Origin of the sequence: Streptomyces sp. NPDC048277 (genome assembly GCF_040652235.1) — a bacterium.
Lineage (GTDB): Bacteria > Actinomycetota > Actinomycetes > Streptomycetales > Streptomycetaceae > Streptomyces.
Genome location: NZ_JBEZLQ010000003.1, coordinates 221,644 through 237,082, shown reverse-complemented (window position 1 = coordinate 237,082; position 15,439 = coordinate 221,644). Strand labels below are relative to the sequence as shown.

General features: G+C 71.0%; 11 protein-coding genes and 1 pseudogene. 8 read left to right on the top strand and 4 right to left on the bottom strand.

Annotated elements, in window-relative coordinates; all coding sequences use genetic code 11:
- Nucleotides 1-43: 43 nt before the first annotated feature.
- Nucleotides 44-1,531 (top strand): PucR family transcriptional regulator, encoded by a 1,488-nt coding sequence (locus tag AB0D85_RS08665; protein WP_362315707.1) that lies wholly within the window; start codon nucleotides 44-46, stop codon nucleotides 1,529-1,531.
- Nucleotides 1,532-1,624: 93 nt separating this feature from the next.
- Here AB0D85_RS08665 and AB0D85_RS08660 read toward each other — a convergent pair whose 3' ends face one another.
- Nucleotides 1,625-2,758, bottom strand: a complete 1,134-nt coding sequence (locus AB0D85_RS08660; RefSeq protein ID WP_362316608.1) for a S1 family peptidase — start codon at nucleotides 2,756-2,758, stop codon at nucleotides 1,625-1,627.
- Nucleotides 2,759-3,050: 292 nt separating this feature from the next.
- Between AB0D85_RS08660 and AB0D85_RS08655 the strand changes: the two genes are divergently transcribed.
- The 6 genes and pseudogenes from AB0D85_RS08655 to AB0D85_RS08630 form a co-directional block, all read left to right on the top strand.
- Nucleotides 3,051-4,529 (top strand): glutamate--cysteine ligase, encoded by a 1,479-nt coding sequence (locus AB0D85_RS08655; RefSeq protein WP_362315705.1) that lies wholly within the window; start codon nucleotides 3,051-3,053, stop codon nucleotides 4,527-4,529.
- A 516-nt stretch (nucleotides 4,530-5,045) separates the two neighbouring features.
- Entirely contained in the window at nucleotides 5,046-6,272 is a 1,227-nt protein-coding gene (locus AB0D85_RS08650) for an aminotransferase class V-fold PLP-dependent enzyme (RefSeq protein WP_362315702.1), read from the top strand.
- Nucleotides 6,273-6,450: 178 nt separating this feature from the next.
- A complete protein-coding gene (locus tag AB0D85_RS08645; protein WP_362316605.1) occupies nucleotides 6,451-8,466 on the top strand; it encodes a discoidin domain-containing protein in 2,016 nt (671 codons plus the stop codon).
- Nucleotides 8,467-8,481: 15 nt separating this feature from the next.
- Nucleotides 8,482-9,072, top strand: a complete 591-nt coding sequence (locus tag AB0D85_RS08640) for a TetR/AcrR family transcriptional regulator (RefSeq protein ID WP_362315699.1) — start codon at nucleotides 8,482-8,484, stop codon at nucleotides 9,070-9,072.
- 112 nt (nucleotides 9,073-9,184) lie between these two features.
- A complete protein-coding gene (locus AB0D85_RS08635) occupies nucleotides 9,185-9,637 on the top strand; it encodes a DUF6082 family protein (protein WP_362315696.1) in 453 nt (150 codons plus the stop codon).
- Nucleotides 9,638-9,649: 12 nt separating this feature from the next.
- A pseudogene (locus AB0D85_RS08630) lies at nucleotides 9,650-9,924 on the top strand (transcriptional regulator); the annotation flags it as partial.
- 267 nt (nucleotides 9,925-10,191) lie between these two features.
- On the opposite strand, the gene AB0D85_RS08625 reads toward AB0D85_RS08630, so the two are convergent.
- Nucleotides 10,192-12,066: an arabinofuranosidase catalytic domain-containing protein gene (locus AB0D85_RS08625; protein ID WP_362315693.1), complete on the bottom strand. Its 1,875-nt coding sequence runs from the start codon at nucleotides 12,064-12,066 to the stop codon at nucleotides 10,192-10,194.
- Between the two features lie 186 nt (nucleotides 12,067-12,252).
- Here AB0D85_RS08625 and AB0D85_RS08620 point away from each other — a divergent pair, with 186 nt between their 5' ends.
- Nucleotides 12,253-12,777, top strand: a complete 525-nt coding sequence (locus AB0D85_RS08620; RefSeq protein ID WP_362315691.1) for an HAD domain-containing protein — start codon at nucleotides 12,253-12,255, stop codon at nucleotides 12,775-12,777.
- 20 nt (nucleotides 12,778-12,797) lie between these two features.
- Here AB0D85_RS08620 and AB0D85_RS08615 read toward each other — a convergent pair whose 3' ends face one another.
- Together AB0D85_RS08615 and AB0D85_RS08610 are read right to left on the bottom strand one after the other, a co-directional pair.
- A complete protein-coding gene (locus AB0D85_RS08615) occupies nucleotides 12,798-14,411 on the bottom strand; it encodes a cation acetate symporter (protein ID WP_362315688.1) in 1,614 nt (537 codons plus the stop codon).
- Nucleotides 14,408-14,827: a DUF485 domain-containing protein gene (locus AB0D85_RS08610; protein ID WP_362315685.1), complete on the bottom strand. Its 420-nt coding sequence runs from the start codon at nucleotides 14,825-14,827 to the stop codon at nucleotides 14,408-14,410. Before AB0D85_RS08610 ends, AB0D85_RS08615 begins: the two co-directional genes overlap by 4 nt.
- Between the last annotated feature and the right edge of the window lie 612 nt (nucleotides 14,828-15,439).

Here is a 15,439-nt window from a genome sequence, read left to right as displayed (position 1 = left end):
CATGCGGTCAATTGTTGACGGCACGAAGAACTACAGTGGTCTTGTGTCCGACCACAAAGCATCGACTCGTTCCGCCCTCACCGTCCGCGACCTGCTGTCCTTCCCGGCGCTGCAGATGCGCCTGCTCGCGGGCGGCGGCGGACTGGGCCGTACGGTCTCCTGGGCACACGTCAGCGAACTGGAGGACCCCACCCCCTGGCTCGCCGGCTCGGAGGTCATCATGACCGTCGGCCTCGCCGTGCCCCGCGGCGCCGAGGCCCAGCGCCGCTACCTGGAGCGGCTCGACGACGCGGGCGTCGCGGCGCTGGTGCTCAGCACCCAGCTGCGGACCCCTCCGCTGCGGCAGGCCTTCCTCACCGCGGCCGAGGAACGCGGCTTCCCGGTGCTGGAGGTGCCGCTCACCGTTCCGTTCGTCACCATCGCGCAGGAGGTCGCCGCCGCCGTCAGCGAGAAGTCCGCCGAGCGGCTCGGCGCCCAGCTCCAGGTCTTCGGCGCGCTGCGCTGGATGGCCGAGGAGAACCTGGACATCCCCGCGCTCTTCGCCCGCCTGGAGCAGCTCAGCGGCTACCGGATCTTCCTCTGCACCACCCAGGGGCGCCCGCTGCTGCCCGGCGTCGCCGCCCCCGAGGACCTCTCGGTGCTCCCGGAGGACCCGGACGCCCCGCCGACCGTGCCCGGCGGCTTCGTCCTCCCCGTCCTCGGCCCGGGCGGAGCGGCCGGCTACCTGGTCGCGCTGGAACAGACCGGCGCCCGCCCGGCCGGACTGGCCGTCGTCCAGCACCTGGCCACGGTCGCCGCCCTGCGCCTCGCGATGGTGCGCCAGGAACGCGAGGTGCTCCGCCGGGAGGGGGCGGAGACCCTCGCCGAGCTGCTCCAGGACACCCTCGACCAGGCCGGCGCCCAGCGCCGGCTGGCCCACCACGGCCTGGCCGCGCAGCGGCCCGTCGTCCTCGCGGTGGTCCGTCGCACCCGCGACGAGCAGTTGGACAGTGCACTCTCCGACCACCCGCATCTGACCCTGCGCCGTGGCGAGGACCGCCTGGTCCTGGCCGAACCCGGCTTCACCGAGGCCCTGGCCGAGCTGCCCGGCGCGGTCTGCGGAGTGAGCCGGCCCTTCACCGTGGGCGAGCCGCCGCGGGTCGCCCGGCAGGAGGCGGAGTGGGCGGCCGGACGTGCGGAGGAGGCGGGCAAGCCGCTCGTCCACTACGGCGAGGACGCGACCGGACGCTGGCTGCCGGAGGACCGCCGGCTGCTGGCCGCGCTGGTCGAGCAGGTCCTCGGTGAGGCCCTGCGCTACGACGAGGCGCACGGCTCGCAGCTGCTGGTCTCCGTCCGCACCTGGATGGAACGCGACCGCCGGACCGAGGACGCCGCCGCGGCCCTCCACATCCACCCCAACACCCTCGCCTACCGGCTGCGCCGGTTCGGCGAGGTGACCGGCCGGGACCTGTCCACGACTGCCGCCTTCACCGAGGTCTGGTTCGCCGTGCGCGCGGCGACCGAACTGGGCGTGGCGGCCGAAGGGCCGTAGCGCGGGTGCACGACGCGGACCGAGGGGCCGGGCCGTCTCGGCCGGCGGACGGGAAACGTGCGGCGGTCGCGCGTCGTGCACCCGGCCCCGGGATCAGGCCGTGTGGAGCGTCAGCCCGTACCGGCTGAGGATCTCGTTGACCGGCTGGTACCAGGTCTCGCCGCCGGACGTGCAGTCGCCCCAGCCGCCCGAGGTGACGCCCTGCGCCTGGTCGCCGCTGATGAAGGAGCCCCCGGAGTCACCGGGTTCGGCGCACACGCTCGTCTTCGTGAGCTGGTAGACCGTTCCCTGGCTGTAGTTGACCGTCTCGTTCTTGGCCAAAACGGTGCCGCAGTGCCAGTGGGACGTGGAGCCCGACCGGCAGATGGACGCGCCGACGGGGGCCTCGGCGGAACCGCGGACGAGCTGGTCGGAGACCGTGCCCCAGCCGAGCACCACCGGCACGGTCCACCAGCCGCTGCCGACGCTCACCCACGAGTAGTCGTTGTCCGGGAACGAGGAGCCCTGGAAGGTGCCGACGTACGACCCGTCCCAGCCGTACACCGCGGCGCCGGGCTGGCCGCAGTGTCCGGCGGAGACGAAGCCGCCGTACACCGAGAAGCCGATGGAGCAGCGGACGTTGCCCGTGTAGTAGGGATCGCCGCCCACGGTTCCGGCGGCGAGGGTGCTGGGCGCGTGCGGGGTCTGCCGCACCTGGACGGGACCCGCCGCGCGGGCCCGCGCCAGGAAGGCCCGGACATCGTTGTCAGCGCGGCGTGCGCCGACGACGTTCACCACGACCGCGTCGGCCTCGGGGTCGACGTACCAGCTCGCGACCCCCGCGGGGGCGGGCAGCTTGTCGATGTGTGCCTTCGCCGCGTCGAGTTGCCGAGCGCTGTGCTGTACGAGGCGCACGGTCGCGCCGGTCGCGCGTACGGCGTCGGTGTTCGTGCCGCGGGTGACGGCGACGGTCAGGGTGCCGCTCGCGGGGTCGAACCAGGAGCCGGCGTAGGACGACCCGGCGGCCCGCTTGGCCCTGCGCTCCACGGCGGTCGCCGTCCGCTCGGCTGCCAGGCGGGCCTCGGCCTGTGCCCTGGTCAGACCCAGGTCGTGCTGCATGGCGGAGACGAGGGCGGGGGAGGCCGGTGCCTGCGGGGAGGGCGCCGAGGCGTCCGCGGCGGAGGCGGGCAGGGTGTTCGAGGTGGCCCAGGTGCCGAGGAGCAGGAGCGCGGACAGGGCGGTGCGCATGGCTGTTGTGCGTGTCAAGGGAGTGCCCCTTCGTTGTTCCAGTGACGTGGGGGTGGAACAGCAGACAGGTGAGAGCGCTCTCAGGCGTGCGTGGCCGAGCTTAACGACTGATCATGAACAGGTCCATGCCAATCCCGTCGCCTCTTGCCGGTCACTCTGCGCTCGTGCGTCGAGCGCGCCGTGTCGGCGGAGGCTCGACGAGTGTCCTGGATGCCCGTGTGGTGCGACGCTGGGAGCGGAGGCATCCACCGGGGGGACTGAGGCATCCACCGGGGGGACTCGGGAGGGCCCGATGGGACGTGATGTGCCGGCCCGAGTGTTCACACGGGAGGACCGGCGCCGGTACCGCGAGAAGATGCACAGCTGTCTCGACACACTGGCGCAGATGCTGCGCGGATCGGGCTTCGAGAGCGAGCGCCCCCAGGTCGGCATGGAGATCGAGCTCAACCTGGTGGACGACGACGGGCTGCCGGCGATGCGGAACACCGAGGTGCTGCGGGCGATCGCCGACCCCGCCTGGTCGAGCGAGCTGGGTCGCTTCAACCTGGAGATCGACATCCCGCCCCGGCAGCTGACCTCCGGTGGCCCCGGTGCCTGGGAGCAGACGATCCGCGACGCGCTCAACCACGCCGAGGACCGCGCCGCGACGGTGGGCGCCCACCTCATCATGATCGGGATCCTGCCGACGCTGGGGGAGGCGGACGTGGGCGAGGCGTCCCTGTCCGGTGACCCGCGCTACCGGCTGCTGAACGAGCAGATCTTCGCGGCACGCGGCGAGGACCTGCGGATCAGGCTGGAGGGCGTGGAGCGCCTCTCGATGTACGCCGACGCGATCACCCCCGAGGCCGCCTGCACCAGCACCCAGTTCCATCTGCAGGTCGACCCCAGGGAGTTCGCGGACTACTGGAACGCGGCCCAGGCCGTCGCGGGCATCCAGATCGCCCTCGCCGCCAACTCGCCCTTCCTCTTCGGGAGGGAACTGTGGCGCGAGACCCGAATCCCCCTGTTCGAGCAGGCCACCGACACCCGTCCCGAGGAGATCAAGGCCCAGGGGGTACGACCGCGGGTGTGGTTCGGAGAACGCTGGATCACCAGCGTCTTCGACCTGTTCGAGGAGAACGTGCGCTACTACCCGGCGCTCCTGCCCCTGTGCGACGACGAGGACCCGCAGGAGACCCTGGACGCCGGCGGAGTACCGCAGCTGGGCGAACTCACCCTGCACAACGGCACGATCTACCGCTGGAACCGCCCCGTCTACGCCGTCACCGACAGCGGCCCGCACCTGCGCATCGAGAACCGCGTCCTGCCCGCCGGCCCCACCGTGGCCGACATCATCGCCAACGCCGCCCTCTACTACGGCCTGACCCGTGCCCTGGTGGACGAGGACCGCCCGGTGTGGTCGCGGATGTCCTTCGCGGTCGCCGAGGAGAACCTGCACGCGGCCGCCCGCGACGGCATCGACGCCCGTCTGTACTGGCCCGGAGTGGGCGAAGTGCCCGTCACGGAACTGGTGTTGCGGCGCCTGCTGCCACTGGCGCACCGGGGCCTGGAGCTGGCCGGCCTGGACGCCTCCTGGCGCGAGCCCATGCTGGGCATCATCGAGCAGCGCTGCGTCGACGCCCGCAATGGCGCCCTCTGGCAGGCGGAGACGGTCCACCACCTGGAGAAGACCGGCACACCCGACCGCCGGGAGGCGCTGCGCCGGATGACCACCACGTACATGGACTACATGCACCTGAACGCGGCTGCGCACACGTGGCCTGTGGACTGAAGGTCTCGGCGGGGTGAGGACGTCTCGCCCGGGTGAGGACATCTCGCCAGGGTGAGTACATCTCGCCAGGGTGAGTACATCTCGGCGGAGTGAGAATGCCTCGCCGGGGTGAGGTCATCTCGGCGGAGTGAGAAGGCTTCGCTGGGGTGAGAGCATCTCACCGGAGTGAGGACATCTCGACAGAGTGAGAGCATCTCGTCAGGGTGAGAATGTCTCGCCGGGCTGAGAGGGAGACGGGAAGAACCGTCTGCCGAGGGCGCTGCCCCGCGAACGGCTGCCGTATCAGGCCGTCATGCCGGGCATCCGGTCCGGGAGGCATCCGGCCCGGGGAGGCGTCGTACCGGACACCCGGTCCGGGACGCCTCCGGCCTGGGAAAGCTCGCGCCGACCGGCGACGGGTAAGGCGAGCAATCCCCTCCGGGAGGCCGGACGGCGAGGCCGCCCCGGCGCGCGGGCGGTGATGGCCGCCGTGTCAGGATGCCGGATGATCACCCGTGCTTCCGGAGGCCTGCTGACGTGACCGAGACCGAGGTGGCCGTCGCGCCGCACCCCCTGCTGCTGCCCGACGGCAGGCTCGCCGCCGAGGCGTGGTCGCTGGACCCGGGGCTGCGGCACCTGAACCACGGATCGTTCGGTGCCGTGCCGCTGGTGGCACAGGAGCGGCAGGCGGAACTGCGCGCCGAGATGGAGCGCGCGCCGGTGGTGTGGTTCCCGGAGTTGCCGGGACGGCTCGCCGCCACCCGGACCGACCTCGCCGAGTTCCTGCGCGTCGACGCCGGCGACCTCGCCCTGGTGCCCAACGCCAGCGCCGGCGCCAGTGTGGTCTACAGCGCGCTTCCGTGCCGTCGCGGCGGGGAGATCGTGGTCACGGACCACGGCTACGGGGCCGTCACCATGGGAGCCGAGCGGCTGGCACGCCGCTGGGGCGGCCGGGTGCGTACGGCGCGGGTGCCGCTCGGCGCGGACGACAGCGAGGCGTACGAGGCCGTCGTCGCCGAGATCGGCGAGGCCACCGACCTCGTCGTGGTCGACCAGATCACCTCGGCGACCGCGCGCCGGCTGCCGGTCGAACGGATCGGCGCGGAAGCACGCCGCAGGGGTGTACCGATGCTCGTCGACGGCGCGCACGCGCCGGGTCTGCTCGCCGCGCCGCTCGCCGACGCGACGTACGACTTCTGGACCGGCAACCTGCACAAATGGGGCTGTGCCCCGCGCGGCACCGCGGCCCTGGTGGCCCGCGGGCCCCTGCGGGACCTGCTCCACCCGCTGATCGACTCCTGGGGCGCGGAGGATCCCTACCCCGACCGCTTCGACCAGCAGGGCACCCTGGACGCCACGTCCTACCTGGCGGCGCCGACGTCCCTCGCCTTCGTCGAAGGCGCCTGGGGCTGGTCCGCCGCCCGCCGTTACATGGACCGGTTGGCGGACCATGCCGCCCATGTCATCGGCACCGCCGTCACCCGTCTCACGGGTGAGGACAGCCGGGCCGACGTCGGGATGCCGGTTCCCGGCATGCGCCTGGTGCGGCTGCCCGACGGCCTCGGGCGCAGCCGGATCGACGCCGACGCGCTGCGCGACCGGGCGGCCCGCGAACTCGCCGTCGAGGCGGCCTTCACCAGCTTCGACGGCATCGGCTATCTGCGCGTGTCCGCCCACGTCTACAACACCCGGGCCGACTACGAGTACTTCGCCGAGAAGTGTGTCCCCGTGCTCGTCGACTGGGCCCGCACGTCCCGCAGTTGAGTCATCAGGTCAAGCGTCCCGGACACTTGACTCAGTAGGCGCGCGGCCCGATCCTCGTCCCAGGTATTGCGCGGCTCATGACAACCTCAAGGTTTCGTCAACCGCGCCCTCCGTCGACCGAGGGATGTGGGCCGTGACGCCGACTCGACGCTCGTACCGCAGACGCAAGAACGTCTCCATGCTGTCGCTGCTGCTTCTGGTACTGGCCATGGCCCTCGGGCCCACACCGAGTTCGGCGGCCGGCAACGACTGGTGGATCCCGACCGCACGGCCCGCCCCGGACGTCCAGATCGACGTCACCGGCGAGCCGTTCACCGGCACGAACTCGGCAGGGGAAGTACGGGGGTTCGTCGACGCGCACAACCACCTGTTCGGCAACGAGGCCTTCGGCGGCCGGCTGATCTGCGGCAAGGTCTTCTCCGAGGCCGGTGTCGCCGACGCCCTGAAGGACTGCCCCGAGCACTACCCGGACGGCTCCCTCGCGCTCTTCGACTACATCACCCACGGCGGCGACGGCAAGCACGACCCCGTCGGCTGGCCGACCTTCAAGGACTGGCCCGCCTACGACTCGATGACCCACCAGGCCGACTACTACGCCTGGGTGGAGCGGGCCTGGCGTGGCGGCCAGCGCGTGCTCGTCAACGACCTCGTCACCAACGGCATGATCTGCTCGATCTACCCGTTCAAGGACCGCAGTTGCGACGAGATGACGTCGATCCGGCTGCAGGCGAAGATGACCTACGCGCTCCAGGCGTACATCGACAAGATGTACGGCGGCACGGGCAAGGGCTGGTTCCGGATCGTCACCGACAGCGCGCAGGCGCGTGACGTCATCGAACAGGGCAAACTCGCCGTCATCCTCGGGGTCGAGACCTCGGAACCCTTCGGCTGCAAGCAGATCCTGGACATCCCGCAGTGCAGCAAGGAGGACATCGACAAGGGCCTCGACGAGCTCTACTCACTCGGCGTCCGCTCGATGTTCCTCTGCCACAAGTTCGACAACGCGCTGTGCGGCGTCCGCTTCGACTCCGGCGGCCTCGGAACGGCCATCAACGTCGGCCAGTTCCTGTCGACCGGCACCTTCTGGCAGACCGAGAAGTGCACGGGCCCGCAGCACGACAACCCCATCGGGAGCGCCACCTCGGAGGCGGAGTCGGACCTGCCGGCGGGGGTGGCAGTCCCCGCGTACGACTCGAATGCCCAGTGCAACAAGCGTGGCCTCACCGAACTCGGCGAGTACGCCGTGCGCGGCATGATGAAACGCAAGATGATGCTGGAGATCGACCACATGAGCGTCAAGGCCGTCGGCCAGGCGCTGGACATCCTGGAGTCCGCCTCCTACCCCGGCGTGCTCTCCTCCCACAGCTGGATGGACCTCGACTGGACCGAGCGGGTCTACGCCCTCGGCGGCTTCGTCGCCCAGTACATGCACGGCTCCGAGGCGTTCGTCGCGGAAGCCGCCCGGACCAAGGCGCTGCGCGACAAGTACGGCGTGGGCTACGGCTACGGCACGGACTTCAACGGCATCGGCGACCACCCCGCTCCACGCGGCGCGGACGCCGCGAACAAGGTGACGTACCCCTTCAAGAGCATCGACGGCGGCTCCGTCATCGACCGGCAGACCTCCGGCGAGCGCACCTTCGACATCAACACCGACGGCGCGGCCCACGCCGGCCTGATCCCCGACTGGATCGAGGACATCCGGCAGGTCGGCGGCCAGGACGTGGTGAACGACCTGTTCCGGGGCGCCGAGTCCTACCTGGACACCTGGGGGGCCACCGAACAGCACCAGGGCTCGGTGAACCTCGCCAAGGGGCAGCCGGCGACGGCCAGTTCATCGGAGTCCAACCCGTTCACCAGCTACCAGCCGGGCCGTGCCGTCGACGGCGACGACTCCACCCGCTGGGCCAGCGACTGGAGCGACGACCAGTGGTGGCAGGTCGACCTCGGCTCCACCCACCTGGTCTCCCGGGTGACGCTGGACTGGGAGCGCGCGTACGGCAAGTCGTACCGCATCGAACTCTCCACCGACGGCACGAACTGGGCGACCGCCTGGTCCACCACGAGCGGCGACGGCGGCCTGGACACCGCCCGGTTCACCGGCACCCCGGCCCGCTACGTCCGGGTCCACGGTCTCGACCGCGGCACCGACTGGGGATACTCGCTGTACGAGGTCGGAGTACACAGCGCCTGAGTCGGGAGTTCACGGATGACACGCATGCCGTCGGCCGAGCGGCGCCGGCAGCTGACGGAGGCAGCCATCAGGACGATGGCCCGGGACGGCGTCGCCAAGGCGACGACCCGGGCCATCGCCGCCGAGGCAGGCGTGTCGCTGAGCGTCTTCCACTACTGCTTCGACTCCAAGCAGGCCCTGGTCGAGTCCGTCATCACCACCCTCACCGACCAGTCGGTCACCGTCGTGCGGGAGGCGCTGCGGCCGAGGGCCACGCTGGAGGAGACCGTCCGGGCCGGCTTCGAGGCGTACTGGGACCACGTCCGCGACCACCCCGACGCGCACATGCTCACCTACGAACTGACGCAGTACGCCCTGCGCGAGCCGGGGTTCGAGCACCTGGCCCGACGCCAGTACGAGCTGTACGGCACCGCCTACACCGAGCTGATCGAGCAACTGCGCAGCAGCCGCGACCTCCGACTGCGCGTCCCCGTCTCCGTACTGGCCCGCTATCTCGCCGCCGTGACCGACGGCCTGACCCTCAACTACCTGGTCCTGGGCGACGAGTCGGCCTGGAACGACATCCTCGACACGGTCACCGCCCACATCGCGGGCCTCGTGGCCTGAGGCACGCATGTGGTTGTGAGGGTCCGGGGAAGGAAGCCGGACCGTTCTTGCCCGTCGGTGTGGGCGAGATGAAGTATCGGCTACAACTGACTTTGCTCCGGGGGGAGTTGTAGTGCCGATCCTGTTCGCCCTGCTGTTGGCCGCCGGGGTGGCCGTCTTGCTGATGCACGTGGTGCAGCGCCGCGAGCAGCACCGGGAGACACTGCGGGCCACCGTGCTGCAGGCACAGGTGGAACTGCTCAAGGCCGCGGCGGGCGACCCGGACCTGGCACGGACCGCCGCCGGGCCGCAGCTCACCGGCTCGGAGCCCGCGGAGGCCCGCCGGCACCTGTTCTTCGAGGCGCAGCTGACCGCCTGGGAACTGCAGTGGCGCGTCGGCGCCCTGTCCCAGCCCCAGCTCCGCGCGCACGCCTCGGCGCTTCTGGCCGGCGAGGAGGGACGTCGGCACTGGGAGCGCACCCGCACCGCCCGCGCCGCCCTGGCCGGCGACGACGAGAAGCTGCGGACCTTCACGAGGGTGTTCGACGACGCCCGGCAGACACTGAAGCCTGCCGACGCACACTGAGATCACGATCGGCTGAAGACGCATCTGCCGCTCGGCCAGTTGAAGCACTCCACCGGCAACCACCACGACCGGCGCCGCCCAACCCCATCGGCCTGCGCGACGAACCCGGCCCGCTGTGGGTGACCGAGCCTACCCTGCGCTTCCTCCTGCGGATCTCGGGCCCGAAATACGGCCTGTGCGACCCTCCGGAGATTCACGAGTCGTGGACCTCGGGGGCCGCGGAGGGGCTGCTGGAGAAATTCCAAGTCGCGTTGAAGGAAGCCCGGGATCGGGCGATCGCCGAGGACGCGTACGTCACCAACATCGGATTCGCCGCATAGCGGCAGCGTCCGGACACGGCAGGCGGCGCTGGTGTGCTTGTTTTCAACGGTCCGGGGATTCCAGCGGGTGAACGGGGCCGGGCGGAGTCGGTCGGTGCCGGCGATCCTGGCGCCGTCAGTACGCCGACATGAGCCGTCCGCCTCGGCCGGGCCTGATATGCCGCCGCAGCATGTACCTCGCCACGGCGGCGGCCGAACGAGGCCGTCGCCGTGGGGGTACTCCTCAGCCGAATCTCAGCTCAGGCCGAACTTCTGCGCGGTGGTGCCGTTGCAGTCCCAGATCTGGAGGCGGGTGCCGTTGGCGGTGGCTCCGCTGGGGGAGTCGAGGCAGCGTCCGGACTGGGGGTTGAGGAGGGAGCCGTCGGTCTGTTGGACCCACTTCTGGCCGCCGACCCCGTTGCAGTCCCACAGCTCGACCTTGGTGCCGTTCGCCGTGCCGTTGCCCACGATGTCCAGGCAACGACCCAGTGTGGAAAGGGAGTTGTCGGAGCCGTGGTACCAGTGCTGGTCGATCGCGTACGACTGGCAGCCCCACAGCTGCACGGCCGTGCCGTCGGTGCCGGTGTCGTCTCCGGCGACGTCCACGCATGTGCCGCCCGGACCGGCGACCGGGCCTCCGCCGTTCACCGAGAACTTCTGTGCGGTGGTGCCGTTGCAGTCCCAGATCTGGAGGCGGGTGCCGTTGGCGGTGGCGCCGCTGGGGGAGTCGAGGCAGCGTCCGGACTGGGGGTTGAGGAGGGAGCCGTCGGCCTGTTGGACCCACTTCTGGCCGCCGACCCCGTTGCAGTCCCACAGCTCCAGCTTGGCCCCGCCCGTCGTGCCGTTGTTCTCGATGTCGAGGCAACGCCCGAGGGTGGACAGCGAGCCGTCCGGGTTGTGCGTCCAGTGCTGGTCCTCGGCGTACGTCTGGCAGTCCCACAGCTGGACGGCGGCGCCATTGACGCCCGTGTCGTCGGCGGCCACGTCCACACACGTGCCGCCCGGTCCGGTGATCGTGCCCTGTGGACCGTTGGGCACGTCGGTCTCACCGCTGTAGCCGACGGAGACGATGTTCGCCTGGACGGCGTTCTCGGCGGCGTCGGTGGGATAGCCGGAGACCATGACGCCCTCGAAGAAGGTGCCCCGGTTCCAGTTGCTGTTGTCGCCGCCGATGCCCAGAATGATGCCGCCCTCCTGCTGCATCGGCTGATAGCCGCCCCGGGTGGGCAGTGCCCCGTCCCACCAGGTGCTCAACCCGCCCGACCGGGAGTCGCCGCCCTTGAGCGCGTACCTGGTCTGCCCGTTGTTCTTCAGGACGGCGGTGACGAATGTGCTCGTGTTGCCCAGGTTCGCCGTGTTGGACCCGTTGTCACCCTGGAACATGCCGTTCTCCAGATCGGCCTCCACCCAGGGCCCGTTGCCGGTGCACGGTGCGAAGTAGCAGGTGGTGGCGATCGAGACGGCGTCCATGTGCCCGTTGCCGGTGTCGGCCGGGGTGCTCTCGGCGTTGCCGTAGTCGAAGCAGCACGCGGATCCGACGTGGGTTCCGCTGGCCACCATGTAGGCGCCCTCGGGCTGCCCGTTGACGGCGACACCGGAGGCGACACCGGTGTAGCGGTAGCCCACGCCCGGGGAGATCCACACTCCGTACACCTTGTGCCCGCCCGCGGTGACGGCGATCTCGGAGGCGTCGGCGCCGCGGTCGGGCCCCGTCCCGGAGGTCCCGGCCGGGCCGGGGGTGAGGTCGTTGTGCCGGCCGCTCTGGTCGTAGATCCTCGTGATGCGGCAGCCTCCGTCGGCCGCGCAGAAGGCGTCCTGGGCGGCCGCGTCGGCGTAACCGCCCTGGGTCAGCTGCCCGATGTCCGCGGTCGCCCCGTCCGACAGGCGCGTCACCTGGTAGAGCGGGCCCGAGTACGAGGAGAGCAGTGCGCGGGTGACACTGTGCGCGGCGACGCACGGGGTGCCGGCCGCGGCGTAGATGTCGCACGGCAGCGAGCCGGCGGCCTGGGAGGCGGCGGGAAGCCCGAGCAGCAGTCCGAACGCGAGGGCGAGGACGGAGACCACGGCCGCCAGGCGCCGCCTCGGCCCGTGGTGCGGGCGGCTGACATTGCGGAGTAAGGGTCTATGCATGGCAAGTCCCTTCAAAGCTGGAGGTGGGGAAGCGCACCGATGGTGCGACTGCGCAGCTCTTTGATCGGCTCGGCCCGGAACCTATGTACCCTGTTCGAAAGTGTCAACATCTGTTTCCTTTTTTGGTACAGACCAAAAGCGACCGGTCCCCTGCCGGCCCGGGCCAAGACCCGATAGCGTGCGGCCGTGACCGGTCATGCCGAGCGCCCGCTGCTCTTCCTTGACGTAGACGGAACGCTTCTGCCGTATGAGGGCGCACGGCTTCCGACGACCCCACAGGGGTGGAAGGACTGGCAGGAGGCGTCGAATCCCCAGCTGGCGCGGATCGATCGCACGCACGGTCCCCGTCTGCTGGCGCTGCCCTGCGTCCTGGTGTGGGCGACCGCGTGGATGGGCGACGCCAACGAGGTGATAGCTCCGCTGCTCGGGCTGCCGCAGCTCGCCGTGGCCGAACTGCCGGACGTGCCGCAGGAGTTCGAGGCCGGCGCGCTGAACTGGAAGACCCGGGCCCTCGTCCGGGCCGCGGCGGGCCGCCCGTTCGTCTGGGTCGACGACGCCATCACCGACCTCGATCACGCGTGGGTGTCGACTCACCATCGAGGGCACGCCCTCCTCCATCGCGTCGATCCCATGACCGGCCTCACCGCTACGGACTTCGCGGTCGTCGATCGCTGGCTGCGGGATCGGTGTGCGGGCGCCGAGCCGCGGTAGTTCGTAGATCCTCTGGAGGTCTAGGACGAGTGGTGTGGGGGAGTGCCGGTGAGGAGGCGGTGCTCGTGGGATGCGTAGCGGCTGCGTTCCCGGTCGGTGGCCCGGCGGCCGGACAGGACCGTGGTGAGCCAGCCGGCGAGGAAGCCCGCGGGTACGGAGACCAGGGCGGGCGTGTTGTAGGGGAACCAGGCGAAGTCGGCGTCCGGGAAGGCGGACAGCGGTGTCCCGGACACCAGGGTGGTACCGGGGGCCAAGGCCAGGACACTCAGGGAACCCACGATGAGGGTGGCGAGCAGCGCCCTGCGCGTGTAGCGGCGCCAGAAGAGGCTGTAGAGGAGCGCGGGGGCGATGGCGGACGCGCCGAGCGTGAAGGAGACGGTCGCCAGGGGCTGCAGGCTGCGGTGCTGGGCGAGCACGGCCAGCAGGACGGTGGGGACCCCCACGGCCAGGGCACTGCACCGGGCGAGGGTGAGTTCCCGGGACGGCGCCGGGGGAGTGGCGCGGAACGCGGTCAGGTCGTGGGCGAGGGTGTTGGCGCAGGCGAGCGTCATGCTGGACACGGAGGCGAGGAGGGTGAGGAACACGGCGGTGGTGACGGTGGCGAAGAGCAGGCTCTCCGGCCGGGACAGCTCGGTGCCGAACGCGGCGCGGGCGCCCAGGAGGTAGGCGGTCGTGCCGTGCGCGTCCGCGGCGGCGATGCGGTCATGGCCGACCAGCGCGGTCGCGCCGGTGCAGATCAGCGTGAGCATCAGGATGAACAGGGTCACGGCGGAGACCGCCCAGGACATCGCACGGCGGACCTGGCGCGGGGTGCCCGCGGTGTACATCCGCATGGTGACGTGCGGCAGACAGGCACCGCCCAGCACGACGGCGCACTGGGTGCTGGCCATGTCGAGGGCCGGATGCGGACTGCTGGAGTACTGCAGGCCCCACGTCAGATAGGCGGGGCCCGCCCCGCTCCGCCGGGCCGCCGCGTGGAACAGGGCCTGGGGCTGCCAGTCGAACATCCGCAGGAGCAGGAAGCTCACGACCAGCCCGGAGCCGAGCAGGGCCACGGTCTTGAAGATCTGGACGAGCGCGGTTCCGGGCATCCCGCCCAGCGCCGCGTAACTGATCATGAGGACACCGGCCCCGGCCACGCACCCGTTCTTCATCGCGGCGTCGCTGAACCCGAGGACGTACGCCAGGAGTTCGCCGACCCCGGCGAGCTGCACGACCATCATCGGGACCAGCGCGGCGAGGGTGACCAGACAGGCCGTGACGCGCACGGATCGCGCCGGATGGCGGTGGGCCAGTGCGTCGCCCATGGTGTAACGGCCGGTGTTGTGGAGGGGTTCGGCCAGCAGGAACATCAGCAACAGCAGCGACAGCAGGGCGCTGAGGGCCAGCACGATGCCGTCGTAGCCGCACAGGGCGATGATCCCTCCGATGGTGAGGACGGTGGCGGCGGAGATGTAGTCGCCGGCGACGGCCAGCCCGTTGCGCAACGGTGAAAGGGATCGGTAACCGGTGTAGAACTCGGCGAGGTCGTCCGCCTCCGGGCCGGTGAGCACACACAGCAGCAGCGTGAGGGCGACGACCGAGCAGAACGCGACGAGGGACCAGGACTGGGCGGGCCCGCTGAACCCGGTCACGGCCGCTGCTCCCGCTCCAGGGCGGGAACCCGTGTCTGACGGCGGGCGCGGCGCGCCAGGGGATCCACGAAGCGGCGCGCGGTGGCCTCGAAGAGGAGCACCGCCAGCCAGGTGACCGGGATCTGGGCGAGGGCCAGGACCAGCCCGGTCGGCAGACCGCCGGGGCCGGGACGGGCCATCAGGGCGGGGGCCTTGACGGTCAGGGTGAGGAAGGCGACGAAGTAGCCGAGCGCGGTGACGGCCGCGACCCGCCGGTGCCACCGGGCCGCGCGCCGCAGCAGACGGAGCGTGCGGTGGGCGCCGGAGCGCGGATGCGGCCCGGGGACGTCGGACGGTTCCTGACCGTTCGACCAGGTGGGGACGGAACGGTCGTACGAGGACCGGGGCGCGGGTAACTCGGGGGAGTCGTGGGACATGTCGGCACCTCCTGCTGGAGCCCGGGCCCGGCGTGCGACGGACCGCGTGCGGGGAAGAGCGGTTCGGGCGACCGCACACCGTGCGGCGGCGGGATCGAGGCATGGCATCGAGGCAAGGGGTCGAGGCAGGGAGTCGGCGCAGGGCATCGAGGCGAGGCGTCGAGGAAGGGCATCGGGGGAAGGCGGTGGCGCCGGTCGTCCGGGACGGCGTCTCGCGCGTCGCCGTGGTGTGAACAGAGCGCCATGGTCCCTGGCACGGGCGTTGTCCGCCAGAGGTACGGCAGAGGTACGGCAGGGGCCGGCGGGAGCGGTCCGCAGCGCGTGTAGCTGACCGTGGGATCTTTGCCGAGGAGATGATGAAGCATTACGGGAGCGCGAGGTGGCGCGAATGATTCGGAAAGTGCGCCGTCGCACACCTCAGGAGCCCCGAGCCGTCCCGCAAGCGGCCCGCCCCGCCCCAGGGCCGCGTGCCGATTCTTGATCCACGCTTTACACGCCGCGCGGAACCGCACCCCATGCCGACGCGGTCCCAGAGGAAGTGGGGGCCTTCGGGACCGTAGAGCGGAAATTGCGAGAAGAGCGAGGCAGGGCGTGGGACGGCGTAAGGGCGGC